This window comes from Nonomuraea cypriaca (genome assembly GCF_015645445.1).
GTDB lineage: Bacteria > Actinomycetota > Actinomycetes > Streptosporangiales > Streptosporangiaceae > Nonomuraea > Nonomuraea cypriaca.
The window spans coordinates 26,109-46,315 of record NZ_JADOGI010000024.1 but is presented as its reverse complement, the minus strand read 5'-3'; the positions used below and the strand labels follow the sequence as shown (position 1 = coordinate 46,315).

The window sequence follows — 20,207 nt, the reverse complement described above, 5'->3', positions numbered from 1 at the left end:
GTCATGGTGGCCGGCACGGGTGGTGCCGGGCGCACATGCCTGGCACCTCAAAACCGGGCTCGTGACACATATCAGGGGGTACGCGTAAAACGTACGGTCAGCGGCAAGTGCCTCACCCCGGAGTCGACCATGTATGCACTCCTCAGCCGCGCCGTGACCGCGCTCCTCCTCTCCTTCGCGCTGATCACCCTCCCGACGGCCTCCCAAGCGGCCACCCTCGTCAGGGTCACCGGGTTCGGCTCGAACCCCGGCGCACTCAACATGTGGGCCTACGTGCCCGACAACCTCCCGCCCGGCTCCCCCGCCGTCGTCGCCCTGCACGGCTGCACGCAGAGCGCGAGCGCGTACCACGCCAACTCGGGCTGGCGGAAGTTCGCCGACCAGCACGCCTTCGCCCTGATCTTCCCGGAGGCCACGACACCGCCCACGAACTGCTTCCAGTGGTTCCAGGAGGGCGACATCCGGCGCGGCCAGGGCGAGGCGCTGTCCATCGCCCAGATGGTGACGTACGCGACGAGCGCCTACCGGCTGGACCCGGCCCGGATCTCCATCACCGGCCTGTCGGCGGGTGGCGCGATGACCGCCGTCATGATCGCCACCTACCCCGAGTTGTTCCACGCCGCCTCGATCGTCGCCGGTCTCCCGTACCGCTGCTCTCCGCCCGCTTCAACCACCACCTGCATGCTCGGCCCGGTGAGCAGGACCCCCGCTGACTGGGGCTCCCTGGTCCGGGCCGCGTACTCCGGCTACACCGGCCCCAGGCCGAAGACGGCGATCTGGCACGGCCAGGCCGACTACACGGTCAACAAGGCCAACGGCGACGAGTTGAGAGACCAGTTCACCAACGTGCTCGGCCTGCCCAGGACCCCGGCCTCGACGGCGAGCCTGCCGGGCGGCACGACCCTGGAGACGTACGGGACGGGCGCGCTGCGGTACTACAAGATCGCCGGGATGGGCCACGGCACCCCGGTGGACCCGGGCGCCGCGGCCGACCAGTGCGGCACGGCGGGCGCCTATTTCCTGGACACCATCTGCTCGGCGTACCACGACACCCGCTTCTTCGACCTCGCCGGCGGCGCTCCCGACCCCGACCCCGATCCCGACCCGACGCCGCCGATCGGGTGCTTCACCGCCAGCAACTACGCCCACACCCAGGCGGGGCGCGCCCACCAGTCGGGCGGCTACGCCTACGCGAACGGCTCGAACCAGCCGATGGGCCTGTGGAACACGTTCGTGAGCACCACCCTCCGGCAGACCGGCCCGGCCTACTACGAGGTGGGCACCTGCTAGAGGCTCGGGGGTGGGCGCGCACGATGAGATGTCATGGCGGTTCCGCGCACCGAGGCCGGTCACGTCCGGTGGGCTCGGGAGGGTTGTTCAGCCGACGGAGCCGCTGAGGCGGCTGGTGCCGTCGCCTGATCCTGAGCCTGCGGTGCGAGTGACGAGCTGGCCGTCGACGTAGGCGGTGGCACTCACCGAGCCGGCGCCCTGGCGCCGCATGGTAAGGCTCCAGGTGTCCTCGCCCTGTTCGGTGAGGGTGATGTCCTTCCGCCAGGGAAGCCTCACCTGGGGCTCGGTCGTGGAACGGCCGTTGATGACGTAGGTGATGGCGAGCCTTCCTTCGCCGGTGACGTCGAAGGTGAGCGTGTGCGGCTCGTCACTGGAGGAGCAGGCGGCCAACAGCAGCACGACGGCGGCGGCGGGTGCCAGCGAACGCGGCCATCTGCCCGATGCGGTCATTCGACACTACTCTTCGCAACGATCATCGCACACAGCCTACAAGACACCACGAACCACAGCAGAACAACCATTGATCTTATGCCCTGGTGCAGATAGCGGTAGCCGTCTCACCTCCGGCCGGCGGTCGAAGCGAGATCCCTGGCAACGTGAGGCTTGGTGGGTGTTCGGTGGGTGGGCCAGGCGAGGTCGTCAACCGCCAGGAATGACTCGCCGGCCACGGACGCAGGGGTTACTCCGGTGAATGCCATGACGTCCCGATGCAGGTGGGACTGGTCGACGTAGCCGGCGTCGGCCGCGACTCGGGCCGCGCCTTCACCCGCGACCAGGCGGTGGGCGGCATGGTCGAAGCGGACCAGCTTCACGGCGCGCTTGGGTGGCAGGCCGAGCTGCGACCGGAACCGGGACCACAGGCGCTTACGGCTCCATCCGACCTCGGCCGCGAGTCCGTCGACCCGGACCAGACCGCGGCCGCCGACGATCCGGTCCCAGGCCCAGGCCACCTCCGGGTCCACGGACGGCCCCGCCTCGTGCCGGCGGGCGAGCAGCGCGTCCGTCAACGCGAAGCGATCCTGCCACGACGAGACATGGCCCAGTCGCTCACGGATCCGTGACGCGTCCCGGCCCCACAGGTCGTCGAGCGCCACCACGGCGCCGTCGAGGTCGGCGGGGGAGGCGCCCAGAATCGCGCGTGCGATCACCGGGGACAGGCGCACCTGCACGCACTCGACGTTCTCACCCCGCGCCCAGACCGCGCCTCCGGACCCGAGCCCTGGCCCAGCGACGACACTTCCCCGCTGCTGCCGCCCGCCGGCACAGTCCACGACGGGCGAACCCGGGCCGAACTCCAGAAGCAGTGTCACGGCCGGGTGCGGGACCATCCGGAGCGCGTCCAGGTCAGGGACGCGGAACCCGGCCATGGTGACACCGGCCACCCGGCTGGGCCGCTGCGGGCATGCGACGTCCCACGCAGCAGCGCCGTGCACGAACGTCCGCACCGTCCCATGCTACGCGAGCCGCCTGGGGGGAACATTTGTCCAATCCGCCGGCGAGTACCGGCGCGACAGTGGCCTCATGACCATTTCTGACATGAACGGCGACGCCGAGAGTTCGACCCTGTCCCTGGACGACGGCGACATCCACGTGTGCCAGGACGGCCCCCGCGACGCCCCCGCGCTCCTGCTCATCCACGGGTCCGCGTCCTCGGCCCGCTCGTGGGACGCGCTGGTTCCGTTGCTGACCAGATCCCATCGCGTCATCCGGATCGACCTGCTCGGGCACGGCCGGTCGGCCAAACCGGACGACCGTAGCTACGCGGCCCCGGACCAGGGACGCCGGGCCGGCGTGGCGCTGGACCGGCTCGGCGTCGAGCACGCCCTGGTCGTCGGCCATTCCAGCGGCGGCGTGGTCGCCACCGCCCTCGCCGAGCAGCGACCCGACCTGGTGACCGCGCTCGCGCTCATCAACACCGGACCCAGCCTGGACGCCTTCATCGCACCGGAGACCGCCGCGATCGGACCCTCGCAGTGGCCGCTGACCGACGAGCAGATCCGCCGGTTCGCGAGCACCGGTTTCAGCCGCACGGGCTACCGGATCCCACAAGAGCTCCTGGACGAGGTGCGCGGTATGACCTACCACACGCTCACCACGACGATGCGGGCCACCAGCGAGTACCTGCAGCAGCGGACGCTCCCGGATCGGCTGACGGCACTCGGCAAGCCGCTAATGGTGATCTTCGGCGAGGACGACCGCAGATGGCGATCCTCATCCGCCGCCGACTACCGGACCGTTCCCGGCGCGAAAGTCGAGTTGCTGCCCGGTCTCGGACACTCCCCCATACTCGAGGATCCGCCGCGGACCGCCACCCTCCTCCTGGCCTTCACCGCGATCCACGCGGCGCGGGCGTACTGAACAGTGCTGACTACTCCGTGGCGGCCGCTCTCGCCGCCACCAGCGCGGTCCTGCTGGCCGCCGCCTGCACCGGCGCCTCCTCGGGCGCCGCCAGCCAGAACGCCGAGGGCCTGACCACCATCACGATCGCCGAACCCCTCCACAGCGTCGGTTACCTCCCCCTGTACGCCGCGCGCGCCGCCGGGATCAAGGTCGTGTTCATCCAGACCACGCACGACGAGCTCGTCGACTCCCCGGCCTGGCTGGCCCGCCGCGGCGACCCCGACCGGGGTGTCAAGCCGGCCGTGCCCAACTGCGCCACCGGTACGTGGGGCGCGGAGTTCTACCAGGTCAAGCCCGAGCCGGGCGAGGCCGTGGTCAACAAGCACCGCTACTCCGCGTTCGCGGGCACCGACCTCGACATGATCCTGCGCGTGGCCGGCATCGAGTCGATCCTCCTGACCGGCGTGGCCACCAACGTGTGCGTGGAGTCCACGCTGCGCGACGGGCTGTTCCTCGACTACCACGTCACCCTCGTCGAGGACTGCTCGGCCGCCTACTCCCAGGCCGCCCACGACGGCACCGCGGAGAAGGTGGCCACCTGCTTCGGGCAGGTCATCACCAGCGACGAGGTCAAGGCCGGCTGGGCCGAGCTCGTCGCCGCCCAGTGACGACCAGGTCAGTGCGCTCCACGAAGATCCCGGGTACCGCGACCTTCGCGGTGCTCGGGATCTTCTACTGGTCGACGCACACCATGCTGCGCCCCCTGATGGGCCCCGCCGTCCTCGAGCAGGGCGGCACCCAGTGGGAAGCCAGTCTCGTGCTTGCCTCGTTCGCGATCCTGCCCACCCTGGCCGCCATCCCCATCGGGGCCCTGACCGACCGATGGGGCACCCGTACGCTGCTGGTCTGGGGAGCCGTCCTCATGGTCGCCGGCGGCGCGACGCTGTTCGCCCCGCCCCTGCTGTGGATCCTGATCGCCGGGCAGGCCATCATCGGCCTGGGCACCCTGGCCTTCTGGGTCGCCCTGCAGACGACCGCCACCCGTCCCCGTGACGGCGAGAGCACCGACCGCAAGAACTCCCGCATCGCCACCTTCTCCCTGTTCATGGCGGCGGGCCAGTCCGTCGGACCGGCCCTGGGCGGCTTCCTGCACACCGCGGGAGGCTACCTGCTGGCCTTCGTCGTCTACACCGCGCTGGCCGTCCTGCTGATCGTCCTGTCCCTGACGCTGCTGCCCGGTGACCGGCCCGCTCCGGCGACGACCGAACCCGTGACCACGCTGCGTTCGTACGGCGAAGCGGCCCGCATGATGCGCAACCCCACGGTCCTGGTCACCGTTCTGGTCAGCTTCGCCGCGCTGATCATCTTGGACATGCGCACCGCGTACATGCCGGTCCTGCTCGTCGACGAAGGTCTGCCTCAGTGGCGGATCGGCGCCCTACTCTCGGTGGCCGCCGTCGCCGGATTCCTCGCCCGCCCGTTCTTCGCCCCGGCGCTGCGGACCCTGGGCACGTCGTGGACCGTTGGTCTCGTCCTGGGCGTCGGAGCGGTCTCGGCAGCGCTCGTCGTGGTCGCCCCGACCAACGTCGCCGTCCTCGTGATGCTGTGCGCGGTGAACGGGTCCGCCGTCGGCTTCGCTCAGCCGTTGACCCTCACCCTCATGTCCGAGGAAACCCCCGCCGACAAGCGCGGCATCGCCTCCGGCCTGCGCTCGACGGCCAACCGAGGCGCTCAGCTCGCCGACCCCGCCCTGTTCGGGGCCCTCGGCCTGGTCATGGCCCTGCCCGCGGTGTTCCTGGCGGTCGGAGGACTGTCCCTGACCATCGCCGTCGTCAGCGCTGTCGCGCTCCGTCTGCCCCGAAGACCGCCCGCGGCCGGACGACGTCACGAAGAGAAGTCAGCGACACTGGCCGAACTCTGATCGAGCCGTACGCCACGGCTACGCCCGCTGGGGTATGACCGCAGGAGCTCTGACGTGGCGGTCCCTTTCCCTTGGGGGGAATCCCTGAGGTCTGTGGTGGTATGCGCCGACCCCGGGATACGTGCGAAGGCGTAGGCCAGTTGTCTCCCCCAGCCGGACGTTCCCAGCCGTCGATTTCGCGAGTCTGAACCTAGACGAAACGACATCGGCAGGGAGCACGAGATGACCACCACCATCGAAACCATGATCTCCAAACTGGCCGCCTGGCTGGCCCGGCACAGCATCGACGTCCTGCGTGTCAGTCTCGGGCTGGTCTTCGTGGCCTTCGGCACGCTCAAGTTCTTTCCAGGAGTCAGTCCGGCGGAGGCGCTCTCGGTGGCCACGCTCGAGAAGTTGTCCCTGGGAATGCTGTCGGGCTACGCGGCACAGGTCGTGATCGCCGGGATGGAGGTCTTCATCGGACTCACCCTGGTGACCGGCAAGCTACTGAGGACCGGGCTGGTCGTGATGGCCGGTGCGCTGGCCGGGTTCTTCGCACCGTACGTGCTGTTCTTCACCAACCTGTTCCCCGGCGCGCCGACGCTGGAGGCGCAGTACATCTTCAAGGACATCGTGTTGGCCGCCGCGGCCATGGTGATCGGTGCTCGCGCCCTCGGCGCCCGCCTGGTCCCCGCCCACGAGCGTATGGAGCGAGTGCATGACGGCCGCGAGCGTGTGGCGGCCTAGCCGGATGCGGTTGTGCCTTCTGGACCTGGTCCAGGAGGCACAACCGTCTGTGACGGTCGGCACGTGACGACGACGGCTTCGCCACCATGCTCGCCCCGGACGACAGCGCGGGGCTCAAGGTCTCGCCCCAGGAACTCGCCCGGACGCACGCACGCCTGCTGACCACCGCCGGTGACGACCCGCGCGCCAACCGGATCATCCTGCGGAACATCTACACCTGGTACGCCGACGTGCGTAAGCGGGATCGGGAGAAGCTGCCGGCCGGATGGGACCTGCGGCGCAACACCCAGCCCGCCCAGGAGTTGTACGCGCTGCGCACGACCTCCGGAAGCGCGCTGGTCTGGTACGGCATCACGGAAGAGGACACCTACACCGCCCGCGGCGGGGCGCCCGGGATGAAGTTCGACAGCGGCTCCCTGGCCGAAGACCTGAGCACTGATCGACGAGATCGAAGAAGTGCTTGAACATGCCGGGGTAGGAACCGCGGAACACCGGTGTCGCCGCGACCAGGAGGTCGGCTTCCTCGGCGAGCCGGATCGCGGCCTCGACCTCGCGCGTGACGTCGTCGCGCTCGAGCGCTCCGGTGAAACCTGGGCCCAGGCGGTACACGTCGATCCGAGAGGTCATGCCGCCTTCCCTTCACGCGCCTCGACCTCACGGCGCACGACCGGCGCCACCTCTGTGCCGAGCCGCTCGATCGCCTCGAGGTGCTCCTTCTGCGGAAGCCCACCGAAACCCATTTGAATCATGGCGCGGCTCAGGCCGTACAACTCGTGATAGGCGAGCAGCTTGTCGATGATCTCTTGCGAACTGCCCACCAGCAGACCGGACCCCCGCGACGTCTGTGCGTCGAAGGCGATCCGGGGAAGAAGGAAACCTTCGCCCCGCTGGTGGTTGTTATCCGCCATGCCCTTCGCGAAGTAGGGGTACATGACGTCTCTCGCCTGCTGACTGGTGCTCCCGACGTACCCGTGCACATTGATGCTGATCGGCAGCGTGTCCACGTCGTGGCCCGCCTTCGCGGCGGACTCCCGGTAGAGCGCGACGGTCTGCTCGTGGAGGGTCATCGGCCCCAGCAGCAGGGCCAGCGCCATCGGCAGACCGAGTCGGCCGGTGCTGACGGCGGACGCCGGCGATCCGCCGACCCCTACCCAGATCGGGATCGTGGCGCCGTCGGCGCGGGGCGCGATGTCGGCGTCGACCAAGGGTGCGCGGAAGCGCGCCGGCATTACAGCGATCTACGCGAACTGTTCTTCGGCCGGCTTGACGATGACGACCTCCGTTGTCTCGTCGGCATCTGGGCCCACCTCGACCCTGCCGTCGACACCGACCGCGACACCGACGAGACCTGCTGAGCGGCGTGCCGATTCACTCCTGAAGCGCCGCGGATCCTCGTCCGACATACTGTTCCAGCGCTCACCGGCGCGCGATACCGAAGGCCGGCGCGAGCGTCTCCCCCATAGTTCTCTCCTACTCCGGGTGGCAATATGGCCGGCGACACCGTGGAAGCGCCCGTACGACCTGATCGGACGGACGAGACCGTCCCCGACTTCGCCGACCGCCTCGCCGAGACACTGGCGCAGGGATATCGGCGAGCCTTGATCGTGTGGCTCGCGCGGCGCGTGGCCGTGCTCCTGTCCAGCACCAGGACCAACTGGCTCGCGGCGAGCGTGTCCGTGCTGGCGATGGCCTCCTGGCCGTACCTCGTGGACCTGGCGCTCGCGTTCATCGCGCCCGAGCAGTCGCTCCACGGCCCGCGGACCTCTCTGTACAGCGTGGCGGCCACGCTCTTCTGCGTGATCGCACTCGCCCTCGCCTGGGGCGCCTGGACGCACGCGGAGAAGCTCGTGGCCCCGCTCGCCGACCTGGTCGCCGACTCGCCGGAGAGGGAGGACCTGATCCTCTGGCTCCGCCGGCGGATGAGGTTACGCGGCCAACTACTGTGCGCGTTCGCCGGGGCTGCCTCCTCGGCGCCGATACTGGTGCTCACCTCCATGCAACCCGGCGACGTCATCGAGCCGAACGCGGCGGTGTACCTGCACACCTGCTGGCTGGGCTTCCTGGGCGGCATCACGCTCTACTGGCTCATCACGGTGGCCGACCTGCCACTGCGGCTGCGTAAGTACACCCGACTGCGCCTGGCGTGGATCGATCCCGCCCGCACGTTCGCGATAGTGCGACTGTGCCACTGCTACGCGCTGGTCTCCGCGGCCATGGCGCTGGGTGTCGTCACCATCGAGGTGGCCGCGATCGTGCTGGCCTACCAGAACCCCGGTCCGTATCTCAACGCCTTCCTCCTCGGCTTCCCGGTGGTGGCCGCGGCCATCGCTCTGTACGTGGGCGTACAGCCTTACGTGACTCTCTCGCGCATGGTCCGCCGCCACCTCGACGAGGTCATCTCACCGCTGATGGCGCCAAGCGACGGCCCGCCCGACGCGCTCACCCGGCTCGGCGACTCCGAGCAGGACATCAACGCGTACACCTATTTCGCCGCGCTACGGACGCTGCCGATCAGAACGGCGGCGATCCTGCAGTACGTCACCGGCATCCTGGCCTCACTGATCGTCTATTTCCTGCAGCAGAGCCTCTCATGAAGCTGCTTCCCGCGGCGGAGCCTCTCATGAAGCGCGGGCGAACCCGCCGCGTCATTCGCCGTGCCTGCCGGACGCGTTCCTGAGCCCGCGTAGCCCCAGGAAGGCGACGACAAGACCGGCGACGAGGACGACGGGCCCGATGATCGCCCACATGGTCACGCCGCTCATCACGCTGCCGCCGACGATGCCCAGCCCCTGAAGCGTCCACAGCAGGCCCATCGCTGCCAGGAGGACGCCGAGCACGAGAAAGACCCAGGCCTTCACCGCTCTTCGCCCCCGCGGACCAGGCTGTTCGGGATGCGTGTGGACAAGGACGTGGGGATGGTAGGTGACATCGGGGCACTCCCCTTCGGTGGCTTACTGCGATGCAGACCAGCATGGCGGTGGAATCACCTGCCGACAATGGGCCGGCGGGAACGCCCCGTCAGCGAGGGGTGTCACCGGGGCGCGCGCCTCACGTCAGTGCACCTCCTTGCGGAGCACGCGGACCGCGCCGAGCGTCGCCGGGAGGACGAGCCAGAAGACCATGGAGACGGCCAGCTGGGCGGCACCCAGGCCGGTCCAGCCGCCGCTCCAGAGGGGAGCCGTGGTGGTGCCCAGGTCGAGCCAGGAGGCCACGGACGCGCCCGCGTCGCCCGCCTGGGCGACGAAGGCCCACACCATCGGCGACAACAGGTAGATCACGATCGCGACGGGCGCGTTCAGCAGCAGCAGGCCCAGCGCCATGCCTTGGCACAGGCTGATGACGTTCATCGCCGTCAGCCCCAGCAGGGCGAGGGGGGTGACGTTCCAGGCGTCCTGAGCGCCGGCGACAGCCGTGACCGGCGCGGCGACCAGCACGGCGAACGCGGTCGCGACCACGCCGAGACCCAGGGCCGGCACGGACTTGGCGGCCAGTGCGCGCAGGCGGCGGGGTTCGAGTGTGAAGGTGGTCAGGGCGGTGCGATGGCTCCACTCGCCGGTCACCGTGAGGATGGCGATGACGGGGAGGAGGATGTAGCCGACACTGGCGGTGCCGATGAGGGTGTGCAGGTCCGCACGGATGGTGACGGCGCGGGCGACGACGGCGGCGACGGTCAGGGCAGGCACGATGGCCGTAAGGATCTTGCTGCTCCGGGTGTCGAACAGTTTGCGGGTCTCGACCAGCACCAGCCGGTGAAAGGGGACCCGCTGGGGCTGACCCGGCAGCTCGCCGGGACGGTCGATGGTGGTGTGGTCAGGGTGATGCGCGGTCATGCGGGGCTCCCGTCCGCGGTGGCGGTGTCGCTGAAGGGTCAGGGGGATACGTTTCTGCCGGCGGCCGCGGTCAGGTCGAGGAACGCCTGCTCCAGGCCGCGGCCCCGGCCGAGCTCGGCCGGGGTGCCCTCGGCGAGCACGCGGCCGTGCCCGATCATCACGATCTGGTCCGCGACCTGCTCCACCTCGTGCAGCAGGTGCGAGCTGAGCAGCACCGCGCAGCCCGCGTCGGCCAGGTCGCGCAGGAGGCCGCGCATCCACTGGATGCCCTGGGGGTCGAGGCCGTTGACGGGCTCGTCCAGGATGAGCGCCCTGGGCCGGCCGAGCAGGGCGTGGCCGATGCCGAGCCGCTGACGCATGCCGAGCGAGTAACCGCCGACGACGCGCCCGCCCTCGCGGCCGGTCAGCCCGACGAGGCCGAGCATCTCCTCCACGCGCGACCGGGGCAGGCCGAGCGTCATCGCGGCGAGGGTGAGGACCTCCCTGCCGGTGCGGCCCGGGTGCTGCGCGCTCGCGTCGAGGAGCGTGCCGACCTGGGCGGCCGGGCAGTCGAGCTGCTGGTACGTGCGGCCGAACAGGGTGGCCGTGCCCGAGGTGGGACGCGAGAGACCGACCAGCACGCGCAGGGCCGTCGACTTACCTGCGCCGTTGGGGCCGAGGAAGCCGGTGACGGTCCCCGCTTCGACGGTGAAGGACACGTCGTCGAGTGCCTTCACATCCTTGTACGCCTTGCTGACGTGGTTGAACCGAATCACCCCCACAGTCCATCGGAACGCCGGCCGCGGATCATCGGGCCCAGGTCGCGAGCCGGATGGCCGCGAGGCCACGCTCGCCGGCTCCAGGGGTGGACCCGCGTCTCCATGAAGGTCGACCTGGGTCGCTAAGAGCCACCCAGGTGCGCCTCCTAGGCTGTCGTCCGTGCACAACGTGACCGAGGCCCAGCCGCCGCTGGACAAGCTGGGCATCGCGCTGCGCTACCTGTTCGCCGCGATGCCGCTGCTGCTGTCCGGACTCATGCTGACCTTGCTGGCCCGGAACGAGAGCGTGCCGCGCGCGGTGCTGGTGGCGCTGCCGCTCGACATGCTGCTCGGGGTGGCCGCGCTGGTGCTGATGTGGTGGCGGCGCCGCTGGCCGAGGGTGATCGCGCTGGTCACCGCGGTACTGGCGGCGTTCTCCTCCTCGGCGATGGGGGCCGCGCTGGTCTCGTACGTGTCGCTGTGCGCGCACCGGTCGTGGCGATGGACCGCGCCGGCCGGTGTCGTGCTCTGGGGGTGCCTGACGATGGCGGGGGTCTGGCAGGGCAGCCGCTCGTTCGTGCTGGGGTACGCCGCGATCGCCGGCGTGGCGGTCGGCATGGTGACCGTGTTCGCCCTGTACCTGCGCGAGCGGCGTGAGGCGGCCGCGGCACGGCGTGCGGCGGACCTGGCCGGGCAGGCGCAACGGGTGGAGCAGGCCCAGCTGGCCGAGCGGCTCAAGATCGCGCACGAGATGCACGACGTGCTGGCGCACCGGATCTCGTTGCTGTCGATGCTCGCCGGCGGACTGGCCCACCGCACCGACCTGACGGCTGAGCAGCACCGCGACACCGCGCTGGCGATCCAGGAGAACGCGCATCAGTCGCTGAACGAGTTGCGCGCGGTGCTGGGATCGCTGCGGCGGGCAGACGGGCCGCAGGCGCCGCAGCCGACGCTCGGTGAGCTGGATGCGCTGTTCGAGGAGGTACGGGCGGCGGGCCAGCGGGTGGATGTGAGCAATGCGATCGACGGGCACGAAGGGTTGCCGGTGCGGACGGGGCGGCACGTGTACCGGATCGTCCAGGAGGCGTTGACGAACGCGCGTAAGCACGCGCCGGGCAGCCTGGTGCGTGCGGAGCTGGCCGGACGGGCCGGCGACGGCGTGCGGATCGAGGTGTCGAACGCGGCCTTTCCCGGAGTACGAGGACCGGGTGCGGGATTGGGGCTGGTGGGACTGGCCGAACGGACGCGGCTCGCGGGCGGCGGCCTCAGCCACGAGATACGAGACGGCCGGTTCGTGCTGGACGCCTGGCTGCCCTGGGACGCTCTCTGAGACCCTGTTCGACGTCCGCGCTCGACGTCCGGGCCGGCCACGTCACCGTTCGACTCCGCAGGCCCTTCGCGCGGATCAGGCCGGCCGGACCCTTGTAGGCTCCACGGCATGGATGCCGACCGGTTCGATGAAACGACGTTGGATGATGCCGAGAGCCGCTTTCAGGCCGCGCTGCTGGCCAACGATGTAGCCGCCCTCGACGGTTTCCTCCACGATGACGTGCGCTTCACCGGTCCCGACGGCTCGACGATCGACAAGGCCGAGGACATGGCCGCGCACCGCGCGGGCGCTCTCGTGCTCGCCACTGTCGCCGAGTTGAAGCGGGAGGTGCAGGTCATCGACGGGGTCGGGATAACGCGGGCATTACTGCATCTCGTCGGCACGGCCGGTGACGACAAGATCGACCTGACCCTCGCGTACACGCGGACCTGGGTCCCCTCGCCGGCCGGTTGGGTGGTGGCCGCGGCACATGGTTCTCCGGCCCCGCCAGCGCACAACTAGACTGCGACCTGGCCGCCGCCTGACGGCCAGGTCACGGTACCGCCCGTTCATCCCCGGGCGGCCTCCTCGACGCCCTTGAGCACCGCGTCGGCGATCGACCGCGGATCGACCCCGAAGTGCGCGCGTACCGACTCGCGGGTGCCGGACAGGCCGAACCCGTCGGTGCCGAGCGACGTCCACGGCCGGTCGATCCAGGGCCGGATCTGGTCGGGCACGGCACGCATCCAGTCACTGACCGCGATCACCGGGCCGTCGATCCCGGCCAGGGCCTTGCGCAGGTACGGCACACCCGTCGCGGTCATGGCGTCACGGCGCAGCTCGCTCCACGACGTGACGGACCAGACGTCGACGCCCAGGCCGTACTCCTCCTGCAGCATGCGCTGCGCGGCCAGCGCCCAATGGATCGCGGTGCCGCTGGCGAGCAGGTGGGCCTGGCCGCCGCCGGCGGCGTAGCGGTAGATGCCTCTGAGGATGCCCTCCTCGACCCCTTCCGGCATCGCGGGCTGGGGCATCGGCTCGTTGTAGAGGGTCAGGTAGTAGAACACGTCCTCACCGGCGGGCCCGTACATGCGCTTGAGACCGTCGCGTACGATCGCCGCCACCTCGTAGCCGAAGGCGGGGTCGTAGGCCAGGCACGCGGGGTTGGCGGAGGCGAGGAGCTGGGAGTGCCCGTCCGCGTGCTGCAGGCCCTCCCCCGTCATCGTGGTCCGGCCGGCCGTGGCCCCGATGAGGAACCCGCGGCCGAGCTGGTCGGCCAGCGCCCACATCTGGTCGCCGGTGCGCTGCCAGCCGAACATCGAGTAGAAGATGTAGAACGGGATCATGGCCTCGCCGTGCGTGGCGTAGCTGGACGCCGCGGCGGCGAACGAGGCCATCGAACCGGCCTCGGTGATGCCTTCGAGCAGGATCTGCCCGTCGGTCGCCTCCTTGTACGACAGCAGCAGGTCCCGGTCGACGGCCTCGTAGCGCTGGCCGAGCGGCGAGTAGATCTTGGCGGTGGGGAACAGCGACTCCATGCCGAACGTCCTGGCCTCGTCGGGCACGATCGGCACCCAGCGGCGTCCCGTCCCGGGCTCCTTCATGAGGTCCTTGACGAGGCGGACGAAGGCCATCGTGGTCGCCACCGGTTGCGTGGAGCCCTTCTCCAGCGCGCGGAACGCGCGCTCGCCAGGCGCGGGCAGCGGCTGGTAGGAGACTCGCCGACTCGGCACGGGACCACCCAGGGCACGCCGCCGCTCGGCCACGTAGCGGGCCTCCGGCGAGTCCGGCCCGGGGTGCAGGTACGGCGGCAGGTCGCCATCGAGCTCGCGGTCCTGCACGGGCAGGCCGAGCCGGTCGCGCAGGGCGCGGAACTCGTTCTGGCTGAGCTTCTTCATCTGGTGGTTGGCATTGCGCGCCTCGATGCCGGCGCCGAGTGTCCAGCCCTTGACGGTCTGCACGAGGACCACGGTCGGCGCGCCGCGGTTGTCCAGGGCCCTGCGGTAGGCGGCGTGCACCTTGCGCGGCTCGTGGCCGGCCCGCGAACCGCCGACGACACGCCGCAGGTCCTCGTCCGAGTACGGCACGTCCAGCCCGTGGAACAGGTGCTCCCTGATGTAGGCACCGTCGGCGGCGGCGAACGTCTGGAACTGCCCGTCGGGCACCGTGTCCAGTCTGGCCACCAGCTCGTCCGAGCGGAGCAGCTCGTCCCATTCCCAGCCCCACAGCGCCTTCACCACATGCCAGCCGGCACCCCTGAAGACGCTTTCGAGCTCTGTCACGATGCGGGTGTTGCCGCGTACGGGGCCGTCGAGCCGCTGCAGGTTGCAGTTGATCACGAAGGTCAGGTTGTCCAGCCCTTCGCGGGCGGCCAGGGTGAGGGCGGCCGTGGACTCCGGCTCGTCCATCTCACCGTCGCCGAGGAAGGCCCACACGTGGCCGTTCGACGTGTCCTTGATGCCGCGGTGGTGCAGATAGCGGTTGAAACGGGCCTGGTAGACCGCGTTGAGCGGGCCGAGGCCCATGGAAACGGTGGGGAACTGCCAGAAGTCCGGCACGGCCCGCGGATGCGGGTACGAGGGCAGCCCGCCCTCGGGCTCGCGCCTGAACAGGTCCAGCTGCTCGCGGCTCAGCCTGCCCTCCAGGAAGGCGCGGGCGTAGATCCCCGGCGAGGCGTGGCCCTGGAAGTAGACCTGGTCGTTCTCACCGTGGAAGAAGTGGTTGAAGCCCACCTCGTACAACCAGGCTGCAGAGGCGTAGGTCGCCAGATGGCCGCCGAGCCCCAGCTTGCTGCCTCTGGTGATCATGGCGGCGGCGTTCCACCGGTCGTATGCCGCGATGCGCTCCTCGAGCGCCAGGTCACCCGGATAGTCGGGCTCCTCCGGCGTCGGCACGGTGTTGAGGTAGCGGCTGCTCGTGGCCAGCCTGCGCAACAGGTAGTCGGCCCGTTCCGAGCCGGCCGCCCGCCGGACCGCCTCCAGCGATTCGAGCCATTCGGCGGTTTCCTGCGGATCGAGGTCTTTCTCCATACCACCATTAAACACCCTATGATCGATCGTTGGACATCTGTACTACGATGGTGTCGTGAAACCAGTCGTGCGCTCGCCGCTTCGTGACCAGATCCGGCAGGCTGTGCTCGACGGCCTCGTCGACGGCCGCTGGGGGCCAGGCGACGCTCTGGTCGAGCGCCGGCTCGCCGCCGAGCTCGGCGTCAGCCAGGCCCCGGTGCGCGAGGCGCTGCGCGAGCTGGTGGCGCTGCGGCTGATCGAGTCCTCCCCCAACAAGGGCGCGCGGGTCCGCAGGCTCACCGAGACGGATCTGCACGAGGTCTTCGAGGTGCGGGCGGGACTGGAGGAGACGGCCGTACGACTGCGCCGCCCTTCCGTGGCGGCCCTGCGCGTCCACCTCACCGGCCTGTACGCGGCGGCCGCCGCCGATTCCCTGATCGACCAGGTGCGCCACGGCGTGGCCTTCCACCGCGAGATCGTCAGGGCGTCCGGCAACGACGTGCTGCTGTCGGTGTGGGAATCCCTCGGCATCGAGGTGTGGACACACCTGTCGATTCGCCTGTTCCGGACGCGGGCGGTGGAGAACGCCGCCGATCACGAACCACTCGTGGCGGCGTTCGAACGCGATGACCCACACGTGGGCGTGCTGCTGCGCGAGCACATCCTCGGCTACTCCCCGGCCGCTCGCGGAAAAGAGCAGGCGCCGAGATCATCGAGCTGACGCGGGACGGCAGGCGGCTCGGTCAGGGGAGAGTGTTCCAGTCGCGGAGGGTCTTGGGGTCCTCGATCACCCTGTCTTCGTAGGTGACGTCGGTGACGCGGATCTTCATGTACTGAGTGCCGGAGAACACCCAGTAGTCGTTCCGCTCACCCGGCACGGGCATCACCGCGTCGATCCCCTGGCTGAACGCGGGGAACCTGCCGAGGGTGCCGGACCACCCGTCCAATGGCGACGGACCAGAGGTGACCTGGCCGCCGGGTCCTTCGCCGTCCAGCGTGGTACGGACGTACTGGTCACCTGCGAACACCCAGTACTGGTTCGGGTCGTCCGGCGTGCGCATCACCGCGTCGATGCCGTCGTCAGGAAGATCTCCGAAGGCGTTCTCCCAGTCACTGAGCGGACTCGGACCGGCCACCAGAGTGTCGTCGTACCCCTGGTCGGCGTCGGCGAGCCGGATGCGGAGGTAGTGGCGCCCGGAGAAAACCCAATACTCGTTGCGCGTGCCAGGAACACGTAACGAGGCGTCGATCCTGTTCTGGAATCCTGGCAGGTCCTTGAAGGTGCCGTCCCATGCCTGGAGTTGCGCGGGAGCCGCCAGGCGCTGACGCACCGGGTAGCCAGAGGCCGACATGTGGACCCGCATGTAGCGGTCGCCGGAGAACACCCAGTAAACGCCCGGGGCATCGGGATTCGGGTCGTCAGGGACCGGCATCACCTCATCGGTGCGTGTCGGGCCCGTGGCGGCCATGGAACTGGGGCCGGTGGACGGTTTCGCGCTGCCCGCCGTACCCGACGCTTCGGAATCGGCGCCGCTCCAGCGGCTCACCAGCGCACCCGCGCTGACGACGACGGCGAGCAGGAGAGCGGCGAAAGGCGCCGCCAAGCCGAGCAGGCGACGGCGCGGAACGGCGCCGGACTTCCGTGCGCCCTTCGTGACGTCCTGCGTGGCCGGCGCCGCCGTGGCGAGGGGCCGCAGCATCTCGCTCGCCTCCGCGATGGAGGGACGATCGGCGGGGTTCTTCCGCAGCAGCGCTTCGAGCGGGGCACGCAGCGGTCCCGCGGCGGCCGCGATCTCCGGTTTCTCCCGCATGACGGCGTTCAGCACGCCGGCGGGTTCTGGACGGGCGAACGGGGAACGGCCCGACAGCAGCACACACAGAGTGACCCCCAGCGAGAACAGATCACTGGGCGGCCCCACAGGCCCGTCGCTCAGCCGTTCCGGAGCGATGTACTCGAACGAACCCACCACCACACCCGTTGAGGTGAGCGAGTCGGATCCGCTCAGCGCCGCGATGCCGAAGTCGCAGAGGATCACTCTTCCGTCGCGGCGCAGCAGGACATTGCCCGGTTTGATGTCCCTGTGCAACGCACCGGCGGCGTGTACGGCCTCCAGAGCGGAGAGCAGCTGCAGGCCGATCCCGGCGACGGCGGAGGGACTCATCGGGCCGTTGGCCGCGAGGTGTTCCTTCAGCGAGGGCCCCTCCACGAACTCCATCACCAGCCACAACCGCTCATCGTGGCTCACGAGGTCGAAGACGTTGACGACGTTCGGGTGGGATATCCGGGCGATGGCGTGTGCCTCCCGGCGCACCCGGGCCGCCTGCTCGGCGAGCTTCTCACCCGTCGGCCGAAGGTGCATCTCCTTCACGGCGACGGTGCGACTCAAAAGCTGGTCAGTCGCACGCCACACCGTTCCCATGCCTCCACTGACGAGGCGATCCAGCAGTAAGTACCGATCGGAAAGCACAAGTGGTCCCCCATTGACAGCCACAGAACCAACCTACTGATCGTCTGCGCTCCAGGTACAGACGATCAGTGATCTGTCCCCCATACCACCCCAAGGTGTCCCGGTAGCCCGCACCTGCACGCGAATGCGCCGGCCGGGATCGGATCCCGACCGGCGCATCGAGGACTACGGACGGGTGTCAGCTCAGATGCCGGGCGAAGAACCGCAGCGAGCTGTCCGTTTCGAATCGCGGCAGGTCGCCGTGCTTGCCGGGGTTGGCGTGCAGGGTCTTCTCGGCTGAGGCGAAGGCGTCGAACACCGCCAGGCTCTGGGCCCGCGGCACCCGCTCATCGTCCCACTGGACCAGGAACCGCACCGGCACGGTGATCCGCGCGGCGGTCTCGGCCAGCTCGGGCGACCCCTGCAGGCCCAGCACCGCGGCGCGGACCCGGGGTTCCGCGGCGACGAACGGGGCACCGAGCCCGCAGCCCATCGACATACCCCAGTAGCCCACCGGACCATCGCCGACATGGTCGAGTCGCTGGACCGCGGTCAGGACCGCCTGCCATTCCGCGACGGTCTGCCCGGCCACGAGAGCGTGCAGGCCGGCGACCAGCGCGGCCGTATCCTCGCCTGCGGCCATACGGGCCCGGTTCTCGGTCGCGAGCCGGTCGAGCTCCTCGTCCTTCGGCCGCTCACCGTGATTGGGCGCGTCGATCGCGGCGACCGCGAAACCGGCCTCGGCGACGAAGAGGCGCGCGCGGGCCAGGATGCCGGGAGCCTTCTTGTGTTGCCCGCCGCCGTGTCCCATCAGGATCAGGGGGCGAGTGCCCAGGGCGTCTTCCGGTGTCCACAGCACACCGGGGATCTCGCCGAGGGTGAAGAGTTGTTCTGTGACGCCGTCCGACGACGTCTGGGAGGTGAAGCGCACAGCGTTTCAAGCCTTTCGGGATGCCTTCCGCGGGCGCTCCCTAGACCATGCGAGGGAGGGAGCCCCGACCTGTCACAGCGTTGATCGGTCTCACCTCCTCGTGTTCACAGCGGTGCACAGCGCCGCAAAATATATCACAAAGGCAAACGGGACACGGTCCAAGACGGGCGCTCGTTGAGCGTCTGTACGTCCATGTCGGCGACGCGCCTGTGGGCCTCGGCCATCCGCGAGAGCTCCTGAGCGGAGAGGACCTCACTGATGTCGGTGAAGCCGCCGGGGGCGCGCTGCTCGGCGAGCTTGACCATCTCGTCCACTTCGAAGCGGTGGCCGGACCGGACGAGACCGTCGGTCTGACGCCGCCGCTCGTGCTCGTAGCGGGCCAGCGCGGCGGCCGGGTCGGGCTCGGACGCCAGGGCCAGGGCCAGATAACGCGCGTCCAGCACCGCCTGGGAGCCCCCGTTGGACCCGACCGGATACATCGGATGGGCGGCGTCGCCGAGCAGGGTCACCCGGCCGGCGCCCCAGTAGGGCAAGGGCTCCTTGTCCACCATCGGGTACTCCAGGATCCGCCCCGCCCCCGCGATCAGCTCGGGTACGTCCAGGTACGGCAGCACCCAGCCCGCGAAGTGCGGCCGTACGTCCTCCAGCCGGCCCGCCCGCCACCAGTCCGCCTCGGTGGTGGCGGTTCCCGCCTGGGCCGTGCGTACCTCGGCCACCCAGTTCACCAGTGCCCGGCCCCGGGCCCTGGCCTGCGGGCAGATGGGGTAGGCCACGATCTTGGCGCCGTCCTGCGTACCGACGACCACCATCGTGGCGCCGTCGAAGTAGGGGGCGCGTTCCGTGATGCCCCGCCACATGGTGATCCCGCTCCAGCGCAGCTCGTCGCCGCGCGGGTGCAGCCGGGCCCGCACCGCCGAGTGCACGCCGTCGGCGCCGACCACGACGTCCGCCCCGTCCGCCACCTGCCGGCCCGTGGTGGTCTCGCGCAGTCGCACCTTGATCGGGCCCGCGCCGGCTCGTTCCAGGGCGCCGGGCGCGAAGTCCTCGAAGGCGAGGCCGGCGCGCACCGCGTCCTGGCCCAGCCGGTCCTGGACCGCCCGCAGCAGGAGCATCTGCAGGTGGCCGCGGTGGATGGACAGCTGCGGCCACCGGTATCCGGCCGCGCGGCCGCGCGGCACGGTCATGACCACGTCGCCGCGTCGGGTGGCATAGGTCAGGGCCCTCGTCGGGATCCCGGTCCGTACGAGGTCCTCGCGCAGACCGAGGTCCACCAGCTCTCGCACGGCATGCGGCTGGAGGTTGATCCCCACGCCGAGCGGCTTCAGCTCCGGAACCGCCTCCACCACCGTGCAGTCGATTCCGGCGGCGTGCAGGCTGAGGGCCGTCGTGAGCCCGCCGATTCCTGCACCGATAACCATTACCATCATGGCGGTCCGCGTGCCCTCAGCCGCGGGCGGCATGTGGGCCTTTCCCGTTCCGGACCAGACCTTGACCTGCCGCCGTCACCCTGTCGAAGGCGGTGCGGCCAGTAGGACCACGGACAGGTCGGGGTGATCGGGGAGTCGCATGGTGATCCGCTCGAAGGTGAGCGTGCCCGCCCGGGGGTGCTCGACCTGTTTGACGCCCCGCTCCGTGGCGTCAAGCAGCTTTCTACAGTGCACCTATATA

At 69.9% G+C, this 20,207-nt stretch carries 23 protein-coding genes; 10 read left to right on the top strand and 13 right to left on the bottom strand.

Features of this window, described 5'->3' with window-relative positions; genetic code table 11:
• Positions 1 to 129: 129 nt before the first annotated feature.
• Positions 130 to 1,290, top strand: coding sequence for an extracellular catalytic domain type 1 short-chain-length polyhydroxyalkanoate depolymerase (locus tag ITP53_RS10785; RefSeq protein ID WP_195895202.1), 1,161 nt, complete (start codon positions 130 to 132; stop codon positions 1,288 to 1,290).
• Positions 1,291 to 1,377: 87 nt separating this feature from the next.
• On the opposite strand, the gene ITP53_RS10780 is transcribed toward ITP53_RS10785, so the two are convergent.
• Both ITP53_RS10780 and ITP53_RS10775 read right to left on the bottom strand, forming a co-directional pair.
• A complete protein-coding gene (locus ITP53_RS10780) occupies positions 1,378 to 1,740 on the bottom strand; it encodes a hypothetical protein (RefSeq protein ID WP_195895201.1) in 363 nt (120 codons plus the stop codon).
• A 107-nt stretch (positions 1,741 to 1,847) separates the two neighbouring features.
• On the bottom strand, positions 1,848 to 2,735 hold the full coding sequence (locus ITP53_RS10775) for an AraC family transcriptional regulator (RefSeq protein ID WP_195895200.1): 888 nt from the start codon (positions 2,733 to 2,735) through the stop codon (positions 1,848 to 1,850).
• A gap of 76 nt (positions 2,736 to 2,811) precedes the next feature.
• Here ITP53_RS10775 and ITP53_RS10770 point away from each other — a divergent pair, with 76 nt between their 5' ends.
• The 5 genes from ITP53_RS10770 to ITP53_RS55940 all read left to right on the top strand — a co-directional run bounded on the left by ITP53_RS10770 (position 2,812) and on the right by ITP53_RS55940 (position 6,741).
• Positions 2,812 to 3,648 (top strand): alpha/beta fold hydrolase, encoded by an 837-nt coding sequence (locus ITP53_RS10770; RefSeq protein ID WP_195895199.1) that lies wholly within the window; start codon positions 2,812 to 2,814, stop codon positions 3,646 to 3,648.
• Positions 3,649 to 3,665: 17 nt separating this feature from the next.
• Entirely contained in the window at positions 3,666 to 4,298 is a 633-nt protein-coding gene (locus tag ITP53_RS10765; protein WP_195895198.1) for a cysteine hydrolase family protein, read from the top strand.
• Positions 4,295 to 5,551, top strand: coding sequence for an MFS transporter (locus ITP53_RS10760; RefSeq protein WP_207755793.1), 1,257 nt, complete (start codon positions 4,295 to 4,297; stop codon positions 5,549 to 5,551). The genes ITP53_RS10765 and ITP53_RS10760 overlap by 4 nt, the downstream gene beginning before the upstream one ends.
• Before the next feature lie 222 nt (positions 5,552 to 5,773).
• Positions 5,774 to 6,277, top strand: a complete 504-nt coding sequence (locus ITP53_RS10755) for a DoxX family membrane protein (protein ID WP_195895196.1) — start codon at positions 5,774 to 5,776, stop codon at positions 6,275 to 6,277.
• Between the two features lie 86 nt (positions 6,278 to 6,363).
• Complete coding sequence (locus tag ITP53_RS55940) at positions 6,364 to 6,741, top strand: hypothetical protein (RefSeq protein WP_207755819.1); 378 nt, start codon at positions 6,364 to 6,366, stop codon at positions 6,739 to 6,741.
• Here the strand turns inward: ITP53_RS55940 and ITP53_RS61005 are convergent.
• Genes ITP53_RS61005 through ITP53_RS10735 form a run of 3 tightly spaced genes read right to left on the bottom strand, consistent with a single transcriptional unit; the run spans position 6,629 to position 7,680 of the window.
• Positions 6,629 to 6,904 carry an NADPH-dependent FMN reductase gene (locus ITP53_RS61005; protein WP_207755791.1) on the bottom strand — a complete coding sequence of 92 codons (276 nt, stop codon included), beginning with the start codon at positions 6,902 to 6,904 and terminating at the stop codon, positions 6,629 to 6,631. The genes ITP53_RS55940 and ITP53_RS61005 overlap by 113 nt on opposite strands.
• On the bottom strand, positions 6,901 to 7,506 hold the full coding sequence (locus ITP53_RS10740) for an LLM class flavin-dependent oxidoreductase (RefSeq protein ID WP_195895194.1): 606 nt from the start codon (positions 7,504 to 7,506) through the stop codon (positions 6,901 to 6,903). Before ITP53_RS10740 ends, ITP53_RS61005 begins: the two co-directional genes overlap by 4 nt.
• A 9-nt stretch (positions 7,507 to 7,515) precedes the next feature.
• Positions 7,516 to 7,680 (bottom strand): hypothetical protein, encoded by a 165-nt coding sequence (locus ITP53_RS10735; protein WP_195895193.1) that lies wholly within the window; start codon positions 7,678 to 7,680, stop codon positions 7,516 to 7,518.
• Between the two features lie 84 nt (positions 7,681 to 7,764).
• Here ITP53_RS10735 and ITP53_RS10730 point away from each other — a divergent pair, with 84 nt between their 5' ends.
• Positions 7,765 to 8,871 (top strand): hypothetical protein, encoded by a 1,107-nt coding sequence (locus tag ITP53_RS10730; protein ID WP_195895192.1) that lies wholly within the window; start codon positions 7,765 to 7,767, stop codon positions 8,869 to 8,871.
• A gap of 51 nt (positions 8,872 to 8,922) precedes the next feature.
• Here ITP53_RS10730 and ITP53_RS10725 read toward each other — a convergent pair whose 3' ends face one another.
• From ITP53_RS10725 to ITP53_RS10715, 3 genes are all read right to left on the bottom strand, one after another.
• The gene (locus ITP53_RS10725) at positions 8,923 to 9,135 is read right to left on the bottom strand and encodes a hypothetical protein (RefSeq protein ID WP_195895191.1); all 213 of its coding nucleotides are present in this window, start codon (positions 9,133 to 9,135) and stop codon (positions 8,923 to 8,925) included.
• 195 nt (positions 9,136 to 9,330) lie between these two features.
• A complete protein-coding gene (locus tag ITP53_RS10720) occupies positions 9,331 to 10,107 on the bottom strand; it encodes an ABC-2 transporter permease (RefSeq protein WP_195895190.1) in 777 nt (258 codons plus the stop codon).
• Between the two features lie 38 nt (positions 10,108 to 10,145).
• Entirely contained in the window at positions 10,146 to 10,862 is a 717-nt protein-coding gene (locus ITP53_RS10715) for an ABC transporter ATP-binding protein (protein ID WP_195895189.1), read from the bottom strand.
• Between the two features lie 163 nt (positions 10,863 to 11,025).
• On the opposite strand from ITP53_RS10715, the gene ITP53_RS60200 reads away from it, so the two are divergent.
• Both ITP53_RS60200 and ITP53_RS10705 read left to right on the top strand, forming a co-directional pair.
• The gene (locus tag ITP53_RS60200) at positions 11,026 to 12,174 is read left to right on the top strand and encodes a sensor histidine kinase (RefSeq protein ID WP_195895188.1); all 1,149 of its coding nucleotides are present in this window, start codon (positions 11,026 to 11,028) and stop codon (positions 12,172 to 12,174) included.
• Between the two features lie 108 nt (positions 12,175 to 12,282).
• Positions 12,283 to 12,675 (top strand): nuclear transport factor 2 family protein, encoded by a 393-nt coding sequence (locus tag ITP53_RS10705; protein WP_195895187.1) that lies wholly within the window; start codon positions 12,283 to 12,285, stop codon positions 12,673 to 12,675.
• A 47-nt stretch (positions 12,676 to 12,722) separates the two neighbouring features.
• Here ITP53_RS10705 and aceE read toward each other — a convergent pair whose 3' ends face one another.
• Positions 12,723 to 15,182, bottom strand: coding sequence for a pyruvate dehydrogenase (acetyl-transferring), homodimeric type (gene aceE, locus ITP53_RS10700; RefSeq protein WP_195895186.1), 2,460 nt, complete (start codon positions 15,180 to 15,182; stop codon positions 12,723 to 12,725).
• A 55-nt stretch (positions 15,183 to 15,237) separates the two neighbouring features.
• On the opposite strand from aceE, the gene ITP53_RS10695 reads away from it, so the two are divergent.
• Complete coding sequence (locus tag ITP53_RS10695) at positions 15,238 to 15,882, top strand: GntR family transcriptional regulator (protein ID WP_328814358.1); 645 nt, start codon at positions 15,238 to 15,240, stop codon at positions 15,880 to 15,882.
• 22 nt (positions 15,883 to 15,904) lie between these two features.
• Here the strand turns inward: ITP53_RS10695 and ITP53_RS10690 are convergent, their stop codons facing one another.
• The 4 genes from ITP53_RS10690 to ITP53_RS10675 all read right to left on the bottom strand — a co-directional run bounded on the left by ITP53_RS10690 (position 15,905) and on the right by ITP53_RS10675 (position 20,200).
• On the bottom strand, positions 15,905 to 17,629 hold the full coding sequence (locus ITP53_RS10690; RefSeq protein ID WP_328814357.1) for a protein kinase domain-containing protein: 1,725 nt from the start codon (positions 17,627 to 17,629) through the stop codon (positions 15,905 to 15,907).
• A 178-nt stretch (positions 17,630 to 17,807) separates the two neighbouring features.
• A complete protein-coding gene (locus tag ITP53_RS10685; protein ID WP_195895184.1) occupies positions 17,808 to 18,539 on the bottom strand; it encodes a dienelactone hydrolase family protein in 732 nt (243 codons plus the stop codon).
• A gap of 134 nt (positions 18,540 to 18,673) precedes the next feature.
• Positions 18,674 to 19,957: a flavin-dependent oxidoreductase gene (locus tag ITP53_RS10680; protein WP_236050676.1), complete on the bottom strand. Its 1,284-nt coding sequence runs from the start codon at positions 19,955 to 19,957 to the stop codon at positions 18,674 to 18,676.
• Positions 19,958 to 20,041: 84 nt separating this feature from the next.
• Positions 20,042 to 20,200: an MmyB family transcriptional regulator gene (locus ITP53_RS10675; protein WP_195895182.1), complete on the bottom strand. Its 159-nt coding sequence runs from the start codon at positions 20,198 to 20,200 to the stop codon at positions 20,042 to 20,044.
• Positions 20,201 to 20,207: the final 7 nt, after the last annotated feature.